Genomic DNA, 379 nt, shown 5'->3' on the forward strand with positions numbered 1-379 from the left:
TCGCCCTGCGGCATCTGCGGCGTGCCCGGGATCTCGCGGCGCGCTCGGAGTCGGCCGACCGGGAGGCCGACGTCCTGGCGGCGCTCGGGGTCGCGTTGGTGCATGCCGGGCGCACTCAGCAGGGGCTGGCCGCGCTGGAGCGCGGGATCGAGCGCGGCAGCGGGCACACACGCGCGCGGGTGCTGTTCCGCCGCGCCTACGCCCGCTGGGTCCTCGGCCATCACCGGGAGGCGCTGGAGGATGTGCGGCGGGCGATACCCGTGCTGCGGCAGATGGACGACGTCATCTGGACGGCGCGGGCGCTGACGCTGCGCGCCACCGTGCATCTCGCGCTGGGCGCGGTGGACCGGGCGGACGCCGACTTCACGGCGGCGGAGGC

General features: G+C 76.8%; 1 pseudogene. It reads left to right on the forward strand.

Features of this window, described 5'->3' with window-relative positions:
* Window positions 1-379, forward strand: a pseudogene (locus ACLZOT_RS50400) (CHAT domain-containing protein); the annotation flags it as partial.

This window comes from Streptomyces sp. 4F14 (genome assembly GCF_048159485.1).
Classification (GTDB): Bacteria; Actinomycetota; Actinomycetes; order Streptomycetales; family Streptomycetaceae; genus Streptomyces.